Source organism: Chlamydophila parapsittaci (assembly GCF_006385615.1).
In the GTDB taxonomy this organism is placed as follows: Bacteria; Chlamydiota; Chlamydiia; order Chlamydiales; family Chlamydiaceae; genus Chlamydia; species Chlamydia psittaci.
The window spans coordinates 870,429-884,739 of the sequence record NZ_CP041038.1; the positions used below are offsets into that span (position 1 = coordinate 870,429).

The window sequence follows — 14,311 nt, forward strand, 5'->3', positions numbered from 1 at the left end:
CGGGTTGGAATCAACTAAAGGGATTAGCATACACGAGGAAAATGTTTTTCTCAATCTTCGTCTTTGCTTAATGCTTGTAATGCTTCCTGCACAGTGTTGAACATTTTAAAATATGAAAGGAATCCGGTAACATATAGAGTTTGTTCTATTGTTTTCGGAACGCAAGTAAGAACGATTTTCCCTGAGTGTTTTCCTACTTGGTGGTAACTTTGTAAAAGGACACGAATGCCCGCACTGGACATATAATCTAAGTTTGTGCAATCAAGAACGATATTTTTGATTCCTGAAGATAGGGATTGTGAGATGTTTTCTTGTACTTCCGGAGAAGAGATCCCGTCAAGTTTTCCTTGAAGATGTAAGACAGCAGTGGTTCCGTGCTCTTCTTTTTGGATGTTATTCATTATCAATAATGCTCCCAAACCTATGGTGATTTCTCAAGACCTAACTCTGGTAAATCTATAGGTTTTTTGCAAAGAGATTTTTCTATTCTTTTGTTTCTCTGTATATTGTAGGAGTTTACGAAGGAGAGAACTTCTTTTTTCTTGGAGTGATTTTGAGTTTACCTACGCTGCGTTCTGAGCAGGTGATAATCTCGATATCAAAGTTTTCGTGATGGATTTTCATCCCTTTTTGTGGAACAGCACCGACTTTATGAAAAACGTGTCCTCCTAGTGTGTCGTAGCTATTTTCATGGTGAATCTTTAGATTAAAGTATTCTTCGGCATCGGAGATGTTCATACGCCCATCTACGATCCAAGAGTTCCCAACTTTTTTATAGGGAATATCTTCTTGAACATCATATTCATCGGCAATTTCTCCGAAAATTTCTTCAATGATATCTTCCATGCTGACGATTCCCTCAGTAATGCCATATTCGTTGACTATGATTGCTAAGTGGCGATGTTTTTGACGGAATTCTTGGAGTAAAGAGGAAACCTTTTTAATTTCAGGAGCATATAAGGGAGGTTTGGCAACTGAAGAGACTGGTAGTGAAGAGTCTACAGATTTAGGATAGACAGCGAGTAGATCTTTGACCAGGAGTACTCCGGTGATATTATCAATGTTTTTCTTGTATAGAGGAATGCGGCTATACCCTTCTTCTATGATTGCGGGAAAAGCGTTACGAATTGGGGTGTCTTCTTGAATAGCGAAGATGTCTACCTTGGGGATCATGATTTCTCGAACAATCAACTTATCAAATGACGATACGGCTTCAGAGAGTTGATTTTCCATTTCTGAGTTACATGTTTTAGGATGCTCCTCACCGTGATGAATATAACGTTGGAGGGGGCGAAAAAATGCCTGGAGTAATGAGGAGATAAAACACAGAACTGAGCTTGTTCCCTTGTGAAGTTTTATACAATAGGGAAGACAGCCGTAAGCCAGGGGGGCAGCAAGTATATACGTTGCCCAGAAAACCAAAGATAGACTTCTGGTGTTCCATGTGTATTGGGAGTAGATGGAAACGCCTAGAATTCCATAAAAACTGAGTAATACGGAAGCGAGGAGAGCGGGGGTATTCGACTGGCTGGGTTCTCGCTGCAGTTTGTCATCGTTTTCTTGTGTTTTGATAGATTTTTGAGACAGTCCCGTGGAGAATAAAAGAAAGAGGGTAGTAATTGCGAGTAGGGAATAAAGCATTTTAATCTGATAAAAGCGCGTGTTTTTCTCTCAACATACATAGCGCTTGATTTTCTTTACCTCTCATTTTTTTTCTTTCTTCGGGAGTTTGGTCATCATATCCGAGCATATGTAAGAGAGAATGGACAACATAGCGAGAAATTTCTTCGTATAGGAGGTCTGAATCCTCAGCACGGTCTTGTAAAAAACGTATTGCTGCTTTAGGACTAATGAAAGCTTCGCCAAGAATGTGAGGACGAGAAGTACTTCCCGGAGGATCTATAGGTAGTGTAATCGTATCCGTTAATGAAGGATCTGAAAATACCTCATCATGGAGCTTGGCTAAAGCTTCATCATCTAAAAAGTAAACATACACTTGATCTGTGGAAACTTTCCAGTATTGCAAGCAGCAAAGAACCAACTTTTTTACTGATTGTATCCGAATAGGGACATCACATTGCTTGTTAGAAACACAAACTTGTAAAGGAACCTTTTTCAAGATGAGAGCGCAAACTGTTTATTTTATTACAGGAGTCTTAGGAAGCCCGGTAGCTTTTTTTGCTGTGGCATCATTCCAACGGCCTAACTTACGCAAAAGATCTATCCGTTCAAAACGCTTGAGAACGTTTCTTTTAGTTTCTCCTTTAATGGATTTACCGTAACTACGATGTCGTGACATAACTGGTACTCTAGTAATTAACTAATTTGCGGAATAAAAACGCTTTCGCTGTTTACAACGTTTTTGTGTGCTTTATAAGCGATTCTTGGAGCAGGTTGTGGACGAGCAATGGCATAAACAGGTTTACGTTTTTTTGGATTCATTGCTCTTCGACGAGCTTGTTTACTCATGCGTGTCATAAGATAACTCGATATTTAACTTTTTAATTCCCCGAAGTATTTGAGAAGAAGGCCGGAGACTTATAATTAAGAAAAAGAATAATCAAAGAAGCGTTTTTTTTCAATAGAATGACCCATTTATCCCTGGGGATTCTGGCTTAAAGCTTCGGCAATAGGGGAGCAGGAGGTATTGGATCCTGAAGTTAGCACGCCACAGGAGATAATATATTTGAAAGCGTCTTCGATTTTCATATCCAAAAAAGTGATATCAGATTTTTTAAATAGGGTGAGAAAACCGGAAGTGGGGTTCGGTGTTGTGGGGATGAACACGGTGATCATGGGGTTGAGGGGATCATCGGAGCAAATATTTGGTGCATCTCCTGCAACTAGGCCGATGCAGCGTGTTTCTGCGTTAGGGAAGGGGACCATAACAACTTGTTTAAAGGATCCAGATTGAGATCCAAAGATAGTTGTCATGACTTGTTGAGCAGCTTTATAAACAGTTTTTATGATAGGGATTTTGTGAAGGATTTTATCATAGATTGAGAGTAGGGATTTAAAGATCATCAAGCGGGCAAGAAATCCTAAAAGGACGGTAGCGAAGAATAAGCCAAAGAGCAAGATGATTTGTAAAACGAATTTCAGCAGGGCTTTATGTTTGGAATAAAAACTAATACGTTCGAAAAATCCTGAGACAAGGCCAACGAATGGTTGAGTAAGGAAATTCATGATCATCCCGACAATAGCAAGAGTGATTGCTAAGGGGAGAAGAATAACCAGGCCTGTAATAAAGTGTTTTTTCATAAATCGCTATTGTTGTGTTAGGAAATTGCTAGTCTGAGTTGCATCTAACATACGAGTAGAGTTGATGATATGACTCCTGAGTATTTTATTAGATTTTTTCTGTAATTTCAGTAACTAGAGTACTTATACTCCTTATATTTAATTTTTTTAACAATTTGCAGCGCTTTTTTCTAAAAAAATTTTTTACTCTTTTATGTTGAGTAGGAACCTCCAAGGAAGATCGCGGGATTCTTGAGCATAGTCTATGCCTATACGTGGTTTTTGGGTAATTGTTCCTGAAAATTTCTTTCTGCTAATGTGGATTTGGGGAGAGGAAAGGGAATGCTGTTGTATTCTAGGGTGAGGTTGAGAGCTTGGCAGACTTTTCCTGGTCCGTTAGTGAGGAGGTGTTTGGGTTTATTTTGCCATTGGCGTCTTAGGACCATGATATCTTCGCCTTCGTAGGGAAGGATAGCGCGAATCAGTACGGCATGGGGAAGATCTTGATGTCCGGTTACGACATTAAACAGGGAATGCATGCCATAGCAGCGGTAGATATACGCAATACCCCCACGGCTATACATAGGGAGGTTTCTTTGTGTTTTTCTATAGTTGTAGGCACGACAGGCTTTATCCTCAGGCCCACGATAAGCTTCGGTTTCTATGATAATTCCTAATGTTCTTTGTCCTTCTAGGTGAGTGACGAGAACATGACCTAGGAGTTCTTTGGCTAAATACAGAACATCATCGTTTAAGAAGAAGCTCTCTGGAAGCATTATTCTGTATTCCTTTTTCTTCGAGTTCTTGGTTTCTTATCTTGAGTTTTTTTCGTACTCGTGGGTTGTTTTTTTACTGTGTTTGGTGTTTTTGTTACCAATGACCAAGTAATCACTTGATTGAGGAGATTGACTTCGGAGAGTTTGACTTGTATGGGGGCTCCTGGGCGCATTTTAGGAGGTAGATCATCGGGGGATGTTTTCTTTTTCAACGAGAATTCTTTAGGTAACTGTGCGGAGGGAATAAAGCCTTCTTGGCAGAATTCCGGAACGGTAAATGAGAGACCTTCGGGAGTGATTGTGATGATGTAACCTTGATAAATTGTGTCTGGTTGTTCTTTTAAGAACTTATGTAGAAAACGGTTTTTTTTAAGGTTTTCAAAAGCAATTTCAGCTTTTGCGGCTATACGCTCTTGAGTAGAGCATGCTCTTACAATATGTTCTAGGCGTGTTTCTTCTATAGACATGGGGTGGAAAAGGAGTCGGTGAACAATAAGATCGATATAGCGACGGATTGGGCTAGTGAAGTGGGTGTAGAAATCCAATTTGAGACCATAGTGACCTTTATTTTCGGTTGAGTACGAGGCGGTTTTCATACTACGAACAAATTGTGAATGTAGAATGGGTTCTAGAGGATGTCCTGCGGAGCTCTCTTGTAATAGATATTGGAAATCCGGTTCTTGAGCTGGGGTCATGATAATATCAAAACCCATAGCTTTGGCGATCTCTTGGAAGGAGAGCAAACTCTCATCATTCGGAGATTCGTGGATTCTAAATGGAAGAGAAACGCCTTGGTGGGAAATATGGTAAGCAACGACTTCATTAGCTTTGAGCATAAACTCTTCGATGAGTTTATGTGATAGTGTTTGTCGTGTTTCTATAAGGGTAACAGGTTCTTGTAGGTTATCTAGAGACATGGTGAATGAAGGAAGAACAAGACGTATGCACCCACGTTTTTCTCGGATATCGGAGAATTTTTCGCTGAGTTCTGCCATAGCGAGAAGAGTTTTTGCTATGGGGTGGGGTTGTTTATTTTCTACAATCTCGTCCACTTCATCATAGGTCATGCGGTATTTACTACGGATGACACTACGGAATATTTCATAATCGGATAAGTGACCGGATTTCGTAAAGGTCATGAACACAGAAACGGCGAGTCGATCGACGTTAGGTTTTAAGCTGCAAAGATTATCCGAAAGAGCGGGGGGAAGCATAGGAATCACTTTCCCGGGAAAGTAGATAGAGTTGCACCTTTTACTTGCTTCTTGGTCTAGAGCGGAGTGGGGTGTGACGTAGTGGGAGACATCCGCAATATGGACACCCAGGATGTAATTGTCGTTATTGTCATAGGTTAAGGATACGGCATCATCGAAGTCTTTTGCAGTTATGGAGTCGATAGTAAAGCACAAGAGATCGCGAAGATCTTTTCGTGATCGTAGTGCTTGGCTAATGTGTTTTTGTGAGAAATGGTGAGTTTCTTCGATAACGGCTTCTGGGAATTCTTCTTTAATTCCGTATTCAGCTTTTATACAGGGAAAATCGGACTTAGCGTTGGAGATATTCCCGATAAATTCGAGCACTTCTAATGGAGGAGGTTCTTTGGATTCAGGTTTTGCGTTCCATACAGGAGTGCTGAGGAGTAAACGATCGCCGATTTTATACGTTCGTTTAGGAATAAGTTTTGCTTTTACGGGGATTTCTGGGCCTAAAGCATTAACACAGACGAATGCCGTTGAGGCGTCAATGAGCGAGGTTATTGTTCCTACAAGAACAGTTTTTCCTCGAGAGATGACTTGGTGAATACCACCTTTTCTTTTTTCTCCTTCTTTAGAATTGGGGAAAAGAGAGACGACAACGTGATCTCCATCTAAGGCTCCTTTAAGGTCTCTTGCGGGAATAAAAATATCAAAAGGATATTCTTCCGGGTGGTCGGGTGTTACAAACCCGAAACCTTTTTTCGCATGAACAAATAGGACGCCGGAAATGAATATTTGTTTCGAGTTTCTTCTAAAGCTTTGCGGTCGTTTTTTTCTGATTCTCTTCACCAACTCTGCTCCACCTCTGGTATTATGATTTTCATGGGTTCACCTAGCCTTTGTTGGATGTTTTTAATTTAAAGATATTTTTATGGATAGGATTAAAAAGGAAACTCCCTATCCCTCTTAGAGAAATAGGGAACCAAAGATAAGATTTTCAGGATATTAATCGTTAGGTTTATCTACGATTTCCACATCGGCCTCTTCAATGTTTTCGTTGTTAGCACTTGAAGAGTTTCCTGCTGGTGGTTTCGTACTGAAACTATGTTTTTTCAGATCTTCTGTATTGATGTTTGGCCCACCTTGAGCGTTTGCTGCAGCTGATGCGGATTGCGACTGCATAGCTTCTCCGATCTTTTGCATATGACGACTCAGTTCGTCAGAAGCTTCTTTGATTTTCTCTGTAGGCGCATCTTCTTTAAGAGCTGAGCGTACTTTTTCTATGCGCTCTTCGATTTCTTTTGTTAGAGATTCGGGTATATTCTCTTTGTAATCGCTGATCGCCTTTTCCGCTCTGAAGATCATACTGTCAGCTTCGTTTCTTACGTCAGAAGCTTCGCGGCGTTTTTTATCTTCTTCTTTATTTTTCTCCGCATCGTTGATCATTCTTTGGATTTCATCTTCTTTTAATCCAGAGCTTGCTTCGATACGAATTTTTTGCTCACGGCCACTAGCAGCATCTTTTGCAGATACGTGAAGAATACCATTCGCATCGATATCAAAGGTCACTTCGATTTGAGGATGTCCTCGAGGTGCGGGTGGGATATCTGTAAGATCAAATCTTCCAATTTCTTTGTTGTCTTTTGCCATAGGACGTTCCCCTTGTAAGACAACAATAGTTACTGCGGGTTGGTTATCGGCAGCTGTGGAGAAAATTTGTTTTTTCTGTGTAGGGATCGTGGTATTTCTCTCTACAAGGGGAGTCATAACACCTCCGAGAGTTTCGATACCTAAGGAAAGAGGAATTACGTCGAGTAGTAAAACGTCTTTCACTTCGCCGCCGAGCACACCCCCTTGAATTGCCGCTCCAATAGCAACAACCTCATCAGGGTTAACTCCTTTATTTGGTTCTTTACCGAAAATAGATTTTACCACTTCTTGTACTGCAGGCATTCTGGACATACCTCCAACGAGCAATACGTCATCGATATCGCTTGCGGAAAGTTTAGCGTCTGCCAAAGCTTTTTGGCATGGAGCTTTTGTACGTTCAATGAGGTTAGATGCGAGCTTTTCAAAGTGGGCACGTGTGAGTGTTAAGGTTAGGTGTTTAGGTCCGTTAGCATCCATAGTGATGAACGGTTGGTTAATTTCTGTGGAAGACATGCCAGAAAGTTCGATTTTTGCTTTTTCAGCAGCATCTTTGAGTCTTTGAAGAGCCATGTTGTCTTTGCTGAGATCGATGCCTTCTTGTTTTTGGAATTCTTCGATCATCCATTTAATGATGACTTCATCAAAGTCGTCTCCGCCTAGGTGGGTATCCCCATTTGTAGAGAGCACTTCGAACACACCGTCGCCAATTTCTAAAATAGAGATATCAAAAGTTCCTCCTCCAAGATCGAAAACGGCGATTTTTTTATCCCCGGCTTTATCAATCCCGTAGGCAAGAGCTGCAGCTGTAGGTTCAGGAATGATACGTTTGACATCTAGGCCGGCGATACGCCCAGCATCTTTTGTAGAAGCTCTTTGTGAGTCATTGAAGTAGGCGGGAACAGTAATCACCGCTTCTGTGACAGGCTCTCCTAGATAAGCTTCTGCGGTCTCTTTCATTTTTATAAGAACTTGAGCACCGATTTCTTCGGGTGTGAACTGTTTCCCATCAATAGGGAAGACAACATCACCATTAGATCCTGAAGCCACTTGGTAGGGAACTGTTTTAATTTCTGATTCCACTTCAGAATATTTTCTTCCGATGAAACGTTTTGTAGAAGCGAGGGTTTTGGCAGGATTGGTGACTGCTTGTCTTTTTGCAGGAATTCCGACTAAGGTTTCGTTTCCTTTGAATGCCACGATCGATGGTGTTGTACGTGTTCCTTCTGAAGAGACGATGACTTTCGCTTGCCCACCTTCCATTACGGATACGCAGGAGTTTGTGGTTCCTAAGTCTATCCCTATGATTTTACTAGATTTTTTTTGTTCGCTCATAATTCTTACCTAATTTCTAGGGGGTTTATTCGTTGTTGTTTTCTATTTCTGCTTCTGTCCCTTGGGGTGCGGGTACTTTGGATACTTTGACTTTCGCAACGCGTATAGGACGATCTCCGATTTTGTAGCCTTTAGAAAATTCCTCTACGATGGTACCCTCAGGGACTTTTGTCGTCTCTTCTGTTTCTACTGCTTCATGTAAAAATGGATTAAATTTTTGTCCTACAGAAGAGTATTCTACGATGCCGTTCTCTTCAAATACCTGTTTAAATTGTTGTAGGATCATATTAAATCCTAGGGCCCAATTTTTAACCTCATCCGACATCTGTGAGGCAAAACCTAAAGCTTTTTCCATACTTTCGATAGGAACCAAAAAATCTATGAGAGCATTTTCTACAGCATATTGCATCATCTCTTGACGTTCTTTCTGCATGCGTTTTCGAGCATTTTCTGATTCCGCAAGAACCATCAAGTATTTATCATTTTTTTCTTTTAGTTCAGCTTTTAGTGTAGCGATTTCTTGTTGGAGATCCTGAATCTCGTTATCGGGGGTAGGAACTGTTGGGTTTTCTGCCTCGTGTGCGTTAGAGGAATCTGTCATAACGTCTCCTTAGGGGGTAAGAGTTTTATAGAAGAGTACCTTGCTAACAACGTAGGTTCTTTGGAGAGTTTAGGATCGGAGGGGCAAGGTCTCCTGAAGGATAATTTAAATTTATAAAAACTTTGCGTCAGGCTTTCTTTAACTTTATCTGCTAATATGGTGAGGGTTTTATAAATCTCCTTATAGGGAAGATTTATGGGTCCCAACACGCCAAAAGCCCCTAATGGAGTGCGATTCATGTAGTAAGGAGTCGTGATAACAGCACAATGGGGATTAGGAGTACCAAAAATATCGGAAAGCTCGCTTCCAATAAATGCCGTGGGGCGGTCTCTGTGCATACCAATATCTAAAAGTTTGCACATATGGCGACGATTCTCGAAAAATGATAACCCTAGAGCTAGCATATCGGGGTCTTTGAAGGCGTCGTATCTCAGAAGTTTAGATAATCCTGTTTGGTATAAATCTTCTTCGCTGAAATTGCAGTAACGTGTGAGGTAGCGGACTACGACTTCGTTATAGAGGGCCATCCCAAGATCTTCTTCTTTTTGAGAGAGGGTCTCTGAGGGAGGCTGTTTACGCAGGTAATTTTGAAGAAACGTTTCAATACGCTTTAAAGACGCGTAGTTGGATGTTTCCGCTAACCAGAGGGTATCTGTAAATATCTGCCCAAATTCGGTAGATAGAATAACCACAACGCGTTGTTCGTCTACCAAAGAGAGTTGGATATTGGTTACAGAGTCGTTTTCGAATCTCGGAGAAGAGAAACATGTAGGTAACTGTAAAGCTTCTCCTAAGAGTTCGGATGCCTTTTGTAAATCTTTAACAATGTTTTGACTTTCTTCAGGGAGTTGGTTTAACAGGTGGATGGTAGTTTCGGGAAGATCATCCTGCAGAGAATCCGCACAGTGGTCTACATAATAACGAAAGGCTAAATCTGTGGGAATTCTTCCTCCCGAGACGTGATTTTTCTTTAGGAAACCTTCAGCTTCTAATTCTGCGAAATAATTGCGGATAGTTGCAGTGCTTAAATTTGAACACTCGTATTCCTTCAGAGTTTTTGATCCGACGGGTTGACCTGTTTTTAAATACAGCTCTGTCGTTGTTAAGAGAATGTAAAGAAGCTTAGATTCTCGTTTCGAGATCCACGACTTAGACATACCTGATTTCCAATATAAGTACTATGTTCGCTGGAGACCATTATAGAGAAATGGTTTCCAGAGGTCAAGGATATTTGGCACTCAACCTCAAAGAATGCTAACTTATCTCTAGGGAATAGGGGAAAAAACCCGAGGGTTGGGAAGATGTTTCTTGCACCAATGGACAAAATCTTTCGGTTCAACAGAAAACTTTTCTATGGATCGAGATTCGATTTCTAACATCCCTGAGTTAAGGAAAGTTTTTCCGAGAATGAGTTTATATGGAATCCCAATAAGATCGCTATCTTTTAATTTAAACCCAAGTCTTTCATTGCGATCGTCTAATAGGGGAGCGTAGCCGTAGCCTTGTAATTCTTTATAGATTTTTTCAGCGGCTTCTTCGCAGGCGGCATCGCCTCCATTGTAGAGAATGGAGATATCGAAAGGAGCGATAGCTTTAGGCCAGACGATACCCCGATCATCCGCAAGTTGTTCTATGCATGCCGCTAAGGTTCTGCCGATACCAATGCCGTAAGTTCCCATCCAACAGGATTGTGGTTTGCCTTGCTCATCTTGGAAGACAACGTCAAAGCACTCTGTATAGCGTGTGCCTAGGTTGAAAATATGGGCTACCTCTACTCCCTCAAAAATTTCGTAGGGGGCGTGATTGTTTGCTGGGCAGAGATCTCCGGCTTCAGCAAGGAGAAAGTCTGCATATTCGGGGCGAGGAATATCGCGATCCCAATTGACGTTTTTGTAATGTTTGTCTTTGACGTTTCCTGCGCAGATGAAGTTCGTCATGCATTGCGTTGTTTCATCAGCATAGAAGTCTATAGGACAGTTTAAAGGACCGATAAATCCTTTTTCTACTCCCAGATGTTTCTGTATTTCCTCATCTGAAGCGAGAGAACAGGCATCCGCATTAAGTTTGGAACCTATTTTAGTGAGGTTGATTTGTCGATCCCCCCGGATGCCTATAGCTGTGAATTTCTCTTTTTCTCCATAGGAGAGTTTCACTACGAGAGTTTTCATGATCCGGTAGGGGGGAACGGAGAAAAAGTCTTGGAGATTTTCTATTGTGCGTACATCAGGTGTGTCTACTTCTTCTATAGGTAGGTAGTCTTTATCGTAAGTATAGTGCGGAGGCTGGGCAACTGCGGCTTCGATATTCGCTCCGTAATGACCGCTAACGCAAAGGGTGTCTTCTCCTAAAGAGCTGAGAACATGAAACTCCTCAGACTTTCCTTTACCGATTTTTCCTCCGTCAGCTTCGACAATCACGTATTGGATTTCTAATCTATCGAAGATATTTTGGTAGGCTTGTCTGAGCTTAGCATATTGTTCATTCATTTGTTCGGGGGAATCCGAGAATGTGTAACTATCCTCCATGAGGAATTCTTTAGCCCGCATTAAGCCGAATCTTGGTCGAATCTCGTCTCGGAATTTTGTCGCAATTTGATACAGGTGGATGGGCAATTGTTTTCTTCCCGATAGCCATTGGGAAACAAACATGGAGACGATTTCTTCGTGGGTGGGGGCAAGACAAAATACCTTATCTTCTCTATCTTTCACGGTATAGAGAAGACCCTCTGAGCGGAAGGCTTCCCAGCGTCCTGTTTTTTGCCAAAGTTCCGCAGGATGCAGGATAGGAAGAACCAGTTCTTGACCGCCAATAGCATTAAGTTCTTCACGAATTATATCCATCATTTTGAGGGCGACGCGCCAAAACAGTGGAGTGTACGTATATATTCCTTTTGCTGTCTTGAAAATGTAACCAGCTTTTTCCAATAGCTCGTAAGACAAAACGGAGGCTTCTTTATTGGCATTTTTAGAAGTTTTGTAAAAAAGCTGGGAAGTTTTCATAAGGAGTGACAGCCGTGGATTTTTGGTTTTTAACCGGTAGACACCGAAGTAGATAGTACGTTCTTTACCGAAATATGTTGGTCTTGACGAACCGCCAATCTTAACACAGCGTCTTTTCTTGATCAATTACTAGAGTTAACAGTAACACATTGGCTTTAGTTAAAATTATTTACACCGAACTTTTGTTTTTAAAAAATAAATACGCAATTAGATATAAATATAATTAATTAAAAATAAGATTTTTTTTATTTTTGTTTGGTAATTCTATGGCATCAGTAAGTGGAAATCCCAGTCAAAATCCTAATCCCCTCCCGGAAGATCTCCATACTTGTTTGGGTCAAACGGATACTTCGAAAGAGCAAGAGGAAGCAGAAAGTGGTGTTACTGAGACAGGGTTGAGTATCGAGGTTTTATCTATTGGTGAGTTGGCGAATATAGATGCTGCGATCTCGGATATACAGACTGTTGCTGGTTCCGTCATTGCTGGAGGTGCTCCTTCGAGTTTATCTCCCAATTCACCGGAGGCGGCGGCTTTATCTGCAGAATCAGTCACGGATTTTTATGAAGATAGCCTGGATAGGGAAGATTCTGATAAAATTGACGAAGCTGTGGCCAGCTTATTTACTGGAGTTCAAGATAGTAGGGTGTTAGTTGATGATCTCAAGAAAAGGATCGAGGATTTTCAGAAAGTACAACTGGATGCAAAGCAGGTGGTTAAAAGATCTCAACTTAGTAAAGGTCTGGATTTAGACGAGATGTATCTTGACATGCGTCGCGAACTCGCCTCATTGAATGGTAAGGTAAACGAGTTAGAGAGTTTATCTCATAGGTTATTAGCTACCTTAGGATACGTGCACCGTGGGTTGAGGTCTATGTCTTTAGAGAAGTTTCATGATACTTTTGGAGATCAGAGTGATCGTGTACGTGCGTATCTAGAGAAACTGGGATTGATCCGTAGAGACGAAGGTTGGACAATTGATTCCTCGGGTGCGGTGCCGAAGTTAGCTTTAGCAATTCAAAATCAGCGTATTGCTTTAGAAAAACTGGTGATTCCTACAGAAGAAGAGTTTATTCAAGCGGCGACAGAGGCGGGAGCTTCTGGCTTTCAGGCCATAATCAATAGGCTGAAAACGTTATGGAACACCTTAGTACAGATGTTTCACACTCTTTATGACAAACTGCTCTTTTTCCTATTGTGGATTGGCAAGAAACTTCGAGGTGGCCAGAGATCTTCTTCTGTGGCTAAGAATGAGAAAAATCCTCAATTTGAAAATCCCTTTGCATCGACTTCAGGAAGTGTTGCATCTCGTGAAAATACATCTTCTTTAAGAGCTTCGGTTTCTGGAAGGGGAGATTTATCAGATGAGGAGATGATCCGGCGTCCTGAAGACAATACTATAGATACACAAAATGTTCATAATCAAGATGAAAAGAATAATAAAATGTATCTTGATGACTTTTAAAATTAAATAAATAAGGATGATAACAATCTGTTTGAAAGTTGTTTTTTTTGAAATTCTTTAGTATGTTCACCCTTGTTACTATAGATTGTTTAGGACATCTTTATTTATGAATATCCAAAGAAAACGCTCACTGTTAGTGTGTTTCGGGTTCGTGTTTCTGCTCATTACGGGGTGTTGTCCCTTTGCAGATAAACCGACTTCCTGCTGTTCTCCTAAAAAGTATCTTCCCATCGTAAGTCATCTTTTAGAACTTTGTGATTTACCTGAAGTGGAAACTCCCGAGGAATTAGTCGAGGAAACCAAGCATTTATTTTTGACTCGGGAGCAGCGTATGGCTGCCCACTTTGATTCTTTACCCGTAAAGGATGATCATGCTTTTTATAATGATCTTTCTTTATTGCGCATGACACAGGTTGTTCCTGCTTATGCAGCTACTTATGGTAGTGCTGTTGTGTTTGGTGGCACGCTCGCTACGATTCGTCAGCGTTTGGATTTTCTTGTTCGAGAATGGCATCGAGGCGTGCGTTTCCAAAAGATCATTTTCCTATCTGGGAGAAGAGAGCGTTATGCCAAAGTCGAAGATGCGGATCAATTTTACGATCATCGTCACAACCCATTTCCTGTAGAAGAAAGCTGGAATCCTGCCGAGCATAAGCTTCCTTCGTCAGAAGATGAAATTGCTCGCTTTGTTTGGACGCAGATGGTTGTTCCTTCTTCTTGGAGAGATCCTTCAGGAGGTATTGAAGTAGAGTTTTTAGTTGCTGAGCCTGCAGAAGGTCAGAAGTATGGAACGCGTCATGATACATTAAAAGTACTTCGTGCGTATCATGGAGACGGCTCGGAACGGATTTTATTTGTGAGTAGCCAACCTTTTATTCATTTAGATCGTTGTCGCGTTGCCAAGCATTTTGAAAAGGAAAAGTATGATGTTGCAGGTCCGGGATTTTCCCAAGCAGTGTTAAAGCATGACTGGGCTCCTAGAATTTGTCTACATTCTTTAGCTGCCTGGGCAAGTGAAACTGGCGGCCATCTTGTCATATCTCAGGAGTAACCT

The 14,311-nt window shown here is 41.2% G+C and carries 13 protein-coding genes and 1 pseudogene; 2 read left to right on the forward strand and 12 right to left on the reverse strand.

What is annotated here, in order from left to right:
- Nucleotides 1-50: 50 nt before the first annotated feature.
- The 12 genes and pseudogenes from FI836_RS03920 to FI836_RS03975 all read right to left on the reverse strand — a co-directional run bounded on the left by FI836_RS03920 (nucleotide 51) and on the right by FI836_RS03975 (nucleotide 11,794).
- On the reverse strand, nucleotides 51-401 hold the full coding sequence (locus tag FI836_RS03920; protein WP_006342911.1) for an anti-sigma factor antagonist: 351 nt from the start codon (nucleotides 399-401) through the stop codon (nucleotides 51-53).
- 115 nt (nucleotides 402-516) lie between these two features.
- The gene (locus FI836_RS03925; protein WP_006342912.1) at nucleotides 517-1,641 is read right to left on the reverse strand and encodes a hemolysin family protein; all 1,125 of its coding nucleotides are present in this window, start codon (nucleotides 1,639-1,641) and stop codon (nucleotides 517-519) included.
- 1 nt (nucleotide 1,642) lies between these two features.
- The gene (ybeY, locus tag FI836_RS03930; protein ID WP_006342913.1) at nucleotides 1,643-2,119 is read right to left on the reverse strand and encodes an rRNA maturation RNase YbeY; all 477 of its coding nucleotides are present in this window, start codon (nucleotides 2,117-2,119) and stop codon (nucleotides 1,643-1,645) included.
- 18 nt (nucleotides 2,120-2,137) lie between these two features.
- Nucleotides 2,138-2,299 carry a small basic protein gene (locus FI836_RS03935; RefSeq protein WP_006342914.1) on the reverse strand — a complete coding sequence of 54 codons (162 nt, stop codon included), beginning with the start codon at nucleotides 2,297-2,299 and terminating at the stop codon, nucleotides 2,138-2,140.
- 17 nt (nucleotides 2,300-2,316) lie between these two features.
- On the reverse strand, nucleotides 2,317-2,478 hold the full coding sequence (locus FI836_RS03940) for a hypothetical protein (protein WP_006342915.1): 162 nt from the start codon (nucleotides 2,476-2,478) through the stop codon (nucleotides 2,317-2,319).
- Between the two features lie 117 nt (nucleotides 2,479-2,595).
- Nucleotides 2,596-3,261 carry a DUF502 domain-containing protein gene (locus FI836_RS03945; protein ID WP_006342916.1) on the reverse strand — a complete coding sequence of 222 codons (666 nt, stop codon included), beginning with the start codon at nucleotides 3,259-3,261 and terminating at the stop codon, nucleotides 2,596-2,598.
- 183 nt (nucleotides 3,262-3,444) lie between these two features.
- Nucleotides 3,445-4,016: pseudogene (locus FI836_RS03950) on the reverse strand (DNA-3-methyladenine glycosylase).
- Nucleotides 4,016-6,052, reverse strand: a complete 2,037-nt coding sequence (locus FI836_RS03955) for a ribonuclease R family protein (protein WP_412674034.1) — start codon at nucleotides 6,050-6,052, stop codon at nucleotides 4,016-4,018. The pseudogene FI836_RS03950 and the gene FI836_RS03955 overlap by 1 nt, the downstream one beginning before the upstream one ends.
- A 165-nt stretch (nucleotides 6,053-6,217) precedes the next feature.
- Entirely contained in the window at nucleotides 6,218-8,194 is a 1,977-nt protein-coding gene (dnaK, locus tag FI836_RS03960) for a molecular chaperone DnaK (protein ID WP_139414806.1), read from the reverse strand.
- 25 nt (nucleotides 8,195-8,219) lie between these two features.
- The gene (locus FI836_RS03965) at nucleotides 8,220-8,795 is read right to left on the reverse strand and encodes a nucleotide exchange factor GrpE (RefSeq protein ID WP_139414805.1); all 576 of its coding nucleotides are present in this window, start codon (nucleotides 8,793-8,795) and stop codon (nucleotides 8,220-8,222) included.
- The gene (gene hrcA, locus FI836_RS03970) at nucleotides 8,792-9,952 is read right to left on the reverse strand and encodes a heat-inducible transcriptional repressor HrcA (protein ID WP_139414804.1); all 1,161 of its coding nucleotides are present in this window, start codon (nucleotides 9,950-9,952) and stop codon (nucleotides 8,792-8,794) included. The genes FI836_RS03965 and hrcA overlap by 4 nt, the downstream gene beginning before the upstream one ends.
- Before the next feature lie 108 nt (nucleotides 9,953-10,060).
- Nucleotides 10,061-11,794, reverse strand: coding sequence for a proline--tRNA ligase (locus tag FI836_RS03975; RefSeq protein ID WP_139414803.1), 1,734 nt, complete (start codon nucleotides 11,792-11,794; stop codon nucleotides 10,061-10,063).
- Nucleotides 11,795-12,060: 266 nt separating this feature from the next.
- Between FI836_RS03975 and FI836_RS03980 the strand changes: the two genes are divergently transcribed.
- On the forward strand, nucleotides 12,061-13,257 hold the full coding sequence (locus FI836_RS03980; RefSeq protein ID WP_139414802.1) for a CT392 family protein: 1,197 nt from the start codon (nucleotides 12,061-12,063) through the stop codon (nucleotides 13,255-13,257).
- 106 nt (nucleotides 13,258-13,363) lie between these two features.
- Nucleotides 13,364-14,308: a hypothetical protein gene (locus tag FI836_RS03985; RefSeq protein WP_045071765.1), complete on the forward strand. Its 945-nt coding sequence runs from the start codon at nucleotides 13,364-13,366 to the stop codon at nucleotides 14,306-14,308.
- The last annotated feature ends 3 nt before the right edge of the window (nucleotides 14,309-14,311 follow it).

What these genes read in the sequence shown, in the direction of transcription:
- FI836_RS03940 (WP_006342915.1), bottom strand. Translation starts at nt 2,478, where the DNA reads ATGACACGCATGAGTAAACAAGCTCGTCGAAGAGCAATGAATCCAAAA.
- dnaK (WP_139414806.1), bottom strand. Translation starts at nt 8,194, where the DNA reads ATGAGCGAACAAAAAAAATCTAGTAAAATCATAGGGATAGACTTAGGA.
- FI836_RS03975 (WP_139414803.1), bottom strand. Translation starts at nt 11,794, where the DNA reads ATGAAAACTTCCCAGCTTTTTTACAAAACTTCTAAAAATGCCAATAAA.
- FI836_RS03935 (WP_006342914.1), bottom strand. Translation starts at nt 2,299, where the DNA reads ATGTCACGACATCGTAGTTACGGTAAATCCATTAAAGGAGAAACTAAA.
- FI836_RS03965 (WP_139414805.1), bottom strand. Translation starts at nt 8,795, where the DNA reads ATGACAGATTCCTCTAACGCACACGAGGCAGAAAACCCAACAGTTCCT.
- FI836_RS03985 (WP_045071765.1), top strand. Translation starts at nt 13,364, where the DNA reads ATGAATATCCAAAGAAAACGCTCACTGTTAGTGTGTTTCGGGTTCGTG.
- hrcA (WP_139414804.1), bottom strand. Translation starts at nt 9,952, where the DNA reads ATGTCTAAGTCGTGGATCTCGAAACGAGAATCTAAGCTTCTTTACATT.
- FI836_RS03920 (WP_006342911.1), bottom strand. Translation starts at nt 401, where the DNA reads ATGAATAACATCCAAAAAGAAGAGCACGGAACCACTGCTGTCTTACAT.
- FI836_RS03980 (WP_139414802.1), top strand. Translation starts at nt 12,061, where the DNA reads ATGGCATCAGTAAGTGGAAATCCCAGTCAAAATCCTAATCCCCTCCCG.
- FI836_RS03945 (WP_006342916.1), bottom strand. Translation starts at nt 3,261, where the DNA reads ATGAAAAAACACTTTATTACAGGCCTGGTTATTCTTCTCCCCTTAGCA.
- FI836_RS03925 (WP_006342912.1), bottom strand. Translation starts at nt 1,641, where the DNA reads ATGCTTTATTCCCTACTCGCAATTACTACCCTCTTTCTTTTATTCTCC.